6 protein-coding genes and 1 pseudogene are annotated in these 6,474 nt (G+C 62.3%); all 7 read right to left on the reverse strand.

What is annotated here, in order from left to right; genetic code table 11:
• The coding region (locus EN949_RS31600) for a 3-deoxy-7-phosphoheptulonate synthase (protein WP_127371885.1) at positions 1-533 on the reverse strand (533 nt) is incomplete at its 3' end.
• A gap of 517 nt (positions 534-1,050) precedes the next feature.
• The gene (locus tag EN949_RS31605; protein ID WP_013528365.1) at positions 1,051-1,845 is read right to left on the reverse strand and encodes an SDR family oxidoreductase; all 795 of its coding nucleotides are present in this window, start codon (positions 1,843-1,845) and stop codon (positions 1,051-1,053) included.
• Between the two features lie 29 nt (positions 1,846-1,874).
• Positions 1,875-2,870 carry an inositol 2-dehydrogenase gene (gene iolG, locus EN949_RS31610; protein ID WP_063169773.1) on the reverse strand — a complete coding sequence of 332 codons (996 nt, stop codon included), beginning with the start codon at positions 2,868-2,870 and terminating at the stop codon, positions 1,875-1,877.
• A 112-nt stretch (positions 2,871-2,982) separates the two neighbouring features.
• Complete coding sequence (locus EN949_RS31615) at positions 2,983-3,750, reverse strand: ATP-binding cassette domain-containing protein (protein WP_023810655.1); 768 nt, start codon at positions 3,748-3,750, stop codon at positions 2,983-2,985.
• Between the two features lie 2 nt (positions 3,751-3,752).
• Positions 3,753-4,829 (reverse strand): ABC transporter permease, encoded by a 1,077-nt coding sequence (locus EN949_RS31620; protein ID WP_013528362.1) that lies wholly within the window; start codon positions 4,827-4,829, stop codon positions 3,753-3,755.
• Positions 4,830-4,942: 113 nt separating this feature from the next.
• Positions 4,943-5,884 carry a sugar ABC transporter substrate-binding protein gene (locus EN949_RS31625; protein WP_024502009.1) on the reverse strand — a complete coding sequence of 314 codons (942 nt, stop codon included), beginning with the start codon at positions 5,882-5,884 and terminating at the stop codon, positions 4,943-4,945.
• Positions 5,885-6,184: 300 nt separating this feature from the next.
• Positions 6,185-6,474 (reverse strand): annotated as a pseudogene (locus EN949_RS31630) (LacI family transcriptional regulator); the annotation flags it as partial.

Consider the following 6,474-nt stretch of genomic DNA (forward strand, 5'->3'; position numbering starts at 1 on the left):
CCCGAGGCCAGTTCGCGGTGGATCTGGCTCTCGGTCGTGCGCGCGCCGATCGCGCCCCAGGCGACGAGGTCGGCAATGTATTGCGGGGTGGTCATGTCGAGGAATTCGGTCGCAGCCGGCAGGCCGAGATTGTTGACGGCCGACAGCACATTGCGTGCCATCCGCAGCCCCTTGTCGATGTTGAAGCTGCCGTCGAGGTGGGGATCGTTGATCAGGCCTTTCCAGCCGACCGTCGTGCGCGGCTTTTCGAAATAGACCCGCATCACGATCTCCAGCCGGTCCGACAGGCTCTCGCGCAGCGCCGCGAGACGGCTGGCGTAATCGACGGCCGCGACCGGATCGTGGATCGAACACGGGCCGACGATGACGAGCAGCCGGTCGTCGGTCCCGTTCAAGATGGCATGGGTTGCATTGCGCGATGCGCTGACGGTGCGCGTCGCCGTCAAAGTGCGCGGTATCTCCCGCATCACCTCGTCCGGTGTGCTCAGTTCTCGGATTTCCTTGACCCGGAGGTCGTCTGTGGTGGTCAACACGGCTTTCTGCTCCTGTCGAGAGCATGATGCCGAAAAGTGTGAAGCGGTTTTCGGACGACATCATGCTCCCCTTTGATTTAGAGGAAACCTGCCGGCTGAAAACAAAAAAGCCGCCAGGTATGGCGGCTGTTCGGATCTTGTTGCTGCAATCTTCAGATCGAGCGCAATCCTCCCGCCGCCAGCGAGCTCCTAAAGTACCAATATGTGACGGTCAGGTTGATCATGAGGCTCATATAGTCGATGCGGAGGCACTTGTCACGTGCCCTGATGCGGAGACAATTCGGGATGGCCGAAGCACCCAAATTTCGTCATCCCTGGGCGGAGCAGGAGCGAAGCTCCGTCGCGGAGACCCTGGGATCCATTCCGTGACTTTGGCCGAATGGTGCAGCGGAGCAGAATTCCGCACCGCAGCAACGCTCAGAAGTCGCGGCATGGATCCTCGGGTCTGCGCCGCGTCGCTACGCTCCTTGCACCGCCCGTGGATGACGAAGTGATGGGCGTTTGAGACTCGCCGGCGTTACTCCGGTGACGCCCCCGCAATGCTTTGATCGTAGTCGACCAGCGACCCGGTCATGACACCGGACTGCGGGCTGACCATGTAGCTGATCAGACGGGCAAGCTGGTCCGGCTTGACCAACTGGCCCATCGGCTGCGTCGCTTCGGCCTTCGCCAGCCAGTCGTCCGGCGCGTCGTGCCACTTCTTCTGCACGATGTCCTCGCCTTCCGTATCCATCCAGCCGGGCAGCACCGCATTGCAGCGGATGCGGTTGTAGCGATAGGCATTGGCGACATTCTTGGTCAGCGTCATCAGCGCGCCCTTGCTGGTCGAATAGGGCGTCAGGAACGACTGGCCGGTATGCGCCGACATCGACAGCACGTTGACGATCGAGCCGGGTGCCTTCTTTTCCAGGAGATGCGCCACCACGCCCTGCATCAGGAAGAACGGGCCGCGCACATTGGTATCGAAAATCGTATCGAACAACTCTTCGGAGGTTTCGACCAGCGAACCGCGCGCCGAAGTGGCGGCGGCGTTGACCAGCGCGTTGACGGTGCCGAAATGCGAGATCGCGGTGGCGACCGCGCGCTTGCAGTCCGCCACTTTTGACACATCGGCGCTGATGAAAATCGCATCGACGCCGGCTTTCTTGAAATGGGCGACAGCCTTGTCGCCCTTCTCCTGCGAGCGGCCGATGAGCGCCAGCGCCCGGCAGCCCTCGTCGGCCAACGCTTCGGCAACGGCAAAGCCGATGCCTTGCGCGCCGCCGGTGACGATGGCGCGTGTCTGTGAATTGCGATCGGCGGATGCGCTCATCGCTTTGCTCCTGGATTGAGTTCCGGTTCTTACTTGTCGAGGCGGACGGTCTTGCCGGTGGTTGCCGACTTTAGCGCGGCGTCCGCCAATCGAAGCGCGATAAGCCCATCGGCGCCGCTGGGTGATGCCTTCTTGCCCGAGGTCGCGGCGGCGATGAAAGAGGCAATCTCGATGGCATAGGCGTCGAGATAGCGGGTCATGAAGAAGTCGTGCAGCGGCGGGCGCGTATAGCCCTTCTCATTGGCCAGTTCGATCGACACCGGCCGCTGGTTCTCGGCAGCCACCATGCCTTTCGAGCCATGCACCTCGATGCGCTGGTCGTAGCCATAGGTGGCGCGGCGCGAGTTGGAGATGACGGCCTGCTTGCCGGACGCGGTCTCGAGAATGACGCTGACCGAGTCGAAATCGCCGGCCTCGCCGATCTTCTTGTCCACAAGCACCGAGGCATGCGCGCTCACGGCAACTGGTTCCTCGCCGAGCAGGAAGCGCGCCATGTCGAAATCATGGATGGTCATGTCGCGGAAAATGCCGCCCGAGCGCTTGATGTAATCGATCGGCGGCGCGCCCGGATCGCGCGAGGTGATGGTGACCATCTCGACGGTGCCGATGGCGCCGTCGTCGATCGCCTTGCGCACAGCGGCGAAATGCGGGTCGAAACGCCGGTTGAAACCGACCATCAGCGTCGCCTTGGCCTTGTCGACCACGGCCAGGCATTTCTCGACGCGCTTGACGTCGAGGTCGATCGGCTTCTCGCAGAAGATCGCCTTGCCGGCCTTGGCGAAGCGCTCGATCAGATCGGCATGGGTGTCGGTCGGCGTGCAGATGATGACGGCGTCAATATCTCCGGCTTTCTCGATGTCCTCGATGCTGCGCACCTCGGCGCCATAGGCGCTGGCCAGTTCGGTGGCCGCCTTCTCGAACGCATCGGCAACCGCAACCAGTTTGGCCTGCGGATTGGAGCCGACGGCACGGGCGTGGACCTTGCCGATGCGGCCGGCACCGAGGAGAGCGAAGCGAACGGTCATGGGTATTTCCTCTGGGGGAATGGGTTGGAGAGAGTTGTCCGCACCTTGCTTTTGGGGAAAGGTGGCAAGGCTATTTTTCGAGCGCGCCAGAAAACAGGATGACCATCCTGTTTTAGGCCGCGAGTTCCGCCTCCCCGGTCTTGGCGCCGGTGATGTAGGAGACGATATCGTTTCCGTCGGTGTTCTCCTTGCGCAGATTGGCGACGATGCGGCCGCGCCGGAACACGACGATGCGGTCGCAGAGATCGAACACCTGGCGCATATTGTGGCTGATCAGGATCAGCGGCTCGCCATTGTCCTTCAGCGTACGCACGATGTTTTCGACCTGCGCGGTCTCCTGCACGCCAAGGGCGGCGGTGGGCTCGTCCATGATGATCAGCTTGGAGGCGAAGGTCGCCGTCCGGGCGATCGCCACGCACTGGCGCTGGCCGCCCGACATGTGGCGGATGGTGTTGGACAGATTGGGGATCTTCACCGCCGTGCGGACCAGCGCCGCCTCGGTTGCCTTGCGCATGTATTTGCGGTCGAGGATCGAGAACGGGCCGAGGTTGAACAAAACCTTCTCGCGGCCGAGGAACAGGTTCGACGGCACGTCGAGATCGTCGGCCAGCGCCAGATTCTGGAACACGGTCTCGATGCCCGCCGTGCGGGCCTCGATCGGCCCGGCAAAGTTCACTTCCTTGCCGTCGAACCAGATCTGGCCGCTGGTGCGCTGCTCGACGCCGGTGATCTGGCGCACGAAGGTCGATTTGCCGGCGCCGTTGTCGCCCATGATGGCGACATGCTCGCCCTTGCGCAGCTCGAAGTTCGCGCCTTCCAGCGCATGCACGCCGCCATAGCGCTTGGTCAGGTTTTCGGTCTTCAGGACGATGTCTGACATGGTCATGCCCTCATTGCCCGCAGGCGTTGGCGCCACTGGTCGAGAACCACCGCACCGACGATGATCACGCCCTTGACCATCTCCTGGTAGTAGGCGTCGAGGCGCAGGAAGGTGAAGCCGGAGATGATGACGCCGAAGATCAGCGAGCCGATCACCGTGCCGATGATCGAGCCGCGGCCGCCCGACAGCGAGACCCCGCCGATGACCGCCATGGCGATGGCGTCGAGTTCGTACATCACGCCCATGCCGGACTGCGCGGTCAGGTTCTTGGAGCTCAGCACCACGGCGGCGAGCGCGGCGAGAATGCCGGCGATGACGTAGACCAGGATCTTGTGATTGGCGATCTTGATGCCGGACATGCGCGCGGCGTCCTCGTTGGAGCCGATCGCGTAACAGTGCTTGCCGTACCTCGTATAGGTCATGATCAGCTGGAACAGGATGGCCAGCGACAGGAAGATGACGACCGGCATCAGGCCTTTGCCGATGCTGGCGAAACTCTCGGTGGGAAACGAGATCGGCTGGCCCTTGGACCACCATTTGGCGATGCCGCGCGCGGTCACCATCATGCCGAGCGTGGCGATGAATGGCGGAATGCGCGTGTAGGCGATCAGCGCGCCATTGACCAGGCCGGCGAAGAGGCCGCAGGCGATCGCCACCAGCAGCGGCACGATGACAGGCAGGTCGGTCCAGCCCTGCGCCAGGAACATCGCCTTGGGATTGGGGTTGCCGTTGACCGTCGCCACCTGGGCGAAGCTCATGGCGATCATGGCGGTCGCGCCGACGATCGAGCCCGAGGACAGGTCGATGCCGCCGGTGATGATGACCTGTGTCACGCCGATGGCGATGATGCCGACGATCGACACCTGCAGGATGATGATCTGCAGGCGCGCTTCGTTGAAGATGCCGCCGACATCGCTGCGTGTGTTGAACAGGAAGCTGTCGCCGAGAAAGATGCGGCCGATCAGTTCGAAGATGACGACGAGAATGACCAGGGCCAGGAAAACATTGAACTCGGCCGGCCATGTGCGCTTCTTCGCATCATAACCGACGCCGCCGACGCCATGAGATGTCTGTGCCACGTATTCTGTCCTCCATCAGCCGCGGTCGCCCTCGCGCCGTGCCGGCGCTGAGGGAGAGAGGGAGCGGCGCTGTCTTGATCGAGAGCGCCGCTCCGTATCGAACCGCTGGCGGCTCAGTTCTTCTTCAGGAACTTGTCGATGTTGGCTGGCGTCACCAGCTGGAAGGGCACGTAGACCTTGTGCTCGACCTTCTCGCCCTTGGAGAGCTTGAGCGCCGCATCGAGAGCGCCGGCGCCCTGGCCGGCCGCGTCCTGGAACACAGTTACGTCGAGGTCGCCCGCCTGCATGGCCGCCAGCGCGTCCTGGGTGGCATCGACGCCGCCGACGACAACCGCCTTCATGTCGATGTTGCCGGCCTTCATCGCCTGGATGGCGCCGATGGCGCTTTCGTCATTGTTGGCGATGACGCCATCGAACGGCTTGCCGGTCGAAAGCCAGTTGGTCATCAGGTTCTGCGCCTCGTCGCGGTTCCAGTTCGACGTCTGCTTGTCGATGATCTTGATGAAGCTGCAATCCGGCGTCGCGATCACATCGTCGATGTCCTTGGTGCGCTGCACGGCGGCCTGGTTGGAAAGCTCGCCCATGATCACATAGACATTGGCTTCCTTCTTGCCGGCTTCCTTGAACAGGCGGCAGACTTCCTTGGTCTCGAGCGTGCCGGAATCGGCTTCGTTCGAGGCGACGAAGGCCTGGTTGTCGGGCAGCGTGTCGACGTTGACCGGCTCGCGGTTGACATAGACCAGCGGGATCTTGGCTGCGGCGGCGGCATCCGACATCGCCTGCGTGGCCGAAGTGTCGACCGGGTTGACGATGATGGCGTCGACGCCCGAAGCGGCGAAGTTCTTGATCTGGTCAAGCTGCTTGGCAACGTCGTTCTGCGCGTCCTCGACCTGCAGCTCGACGCCGCTCATACCCTTGGCCTGCTCGATCATGCCGTTGCGCAGCACGGTCAGGAAGTTGTCGTCGAACTTGGCCATCGACACGCCAACCTTGGCGGCCAGGGCGGATGAACTCATCAGCGCCGCGAAGGCGACGCCTAAAATCAATTTCTTCATTGTGTTTCTCCTCCACATATTGGTGTCCGGTTTCACCGATTTATCCGGAATCCCCGATCTCCCCGGGGAATCTCTCCCTGATGTCGTTTCTATTCCGGGTGACGCTTGCCGTTGGCTGGAACGTCAAACCCTCTGTTTGAAACAGATATTCCGGAACGAAAGAACCAAAATATACAGATGATGAAATATTTATTCCATTTCACATCGGGGCGTCAAGGGCGATTCCGCGGCCTGCGGGCCGATTTACGCATCGCTCTGATGGATTCTATCATTTGCCTCGGCACCTTGCGCGGCGGCTGGCTAGATGTTTTCCGGCAGATAGATGTCGAAGGGCAGAAAGGTCTGGCCCGGAGCGTTGGCGGCGCCGGTTTCGATGGCATGCGCCATCAGGTCGACGAGCTCACGGCATAAAGCGGCGAGCGGGGTCGAGATCACCATGGTGAGGATGTTGTCGGCGAGCGCCGCGCGCGACTCGGCGTTGATCTCGTTGCAGACGACCACCGGCATGGTCGCGGGCTTCGCTGCCCGCAGCGCCGAGACCGCGCCTTCCATGCCACCGCCGGCGACGTAGCAGCCGGCAAGATCCGGAT

Source organism: Mesorhizobium sp. M7A.F.Ca.US.007.01.2.1 (assembly GCF_003998165.1).
Taxonomy (GTDB): domain Bacteria; phylum Pseudomonadota; class Alphaproteobacteria; order Rhizobiales; family Rhizobiaceae; genus Mesorhizobium; species Mesorhizobium ciceri.

Bases quoted from the DNA above. Each gene is read 5' to 3' on its own strand.
- EN949_RS31625 (WP_024502009.1), bottom strand. From the start codon at position 5,884: ATGAAGAAATTGATTTTAGGCGTCGCCTTCGCGGCGCTGATGAGTTCA.
- EN949_RS31605 (WP_013528365.1), bottom strand. From the start codon at position 1,845: ATGAGCGCATCCGCCGATCGCAATTCACAGACACGCGCCATCGTCACC.
- iolG (WP_063169773.1), bottom strand. From the start codon at position 2,870: ATGACCGTTCGCTTCGCTCTCCTCGGTGCCGGCCGCATCGGCAAGGTC.
- EN949_RS31615 (WP_023810655.1), bottom strand. From the start codon at position 3,750: ATGTCAGACATCGTCCTGAAGACCGAAAACCTGACCAAGCGCTATGGC.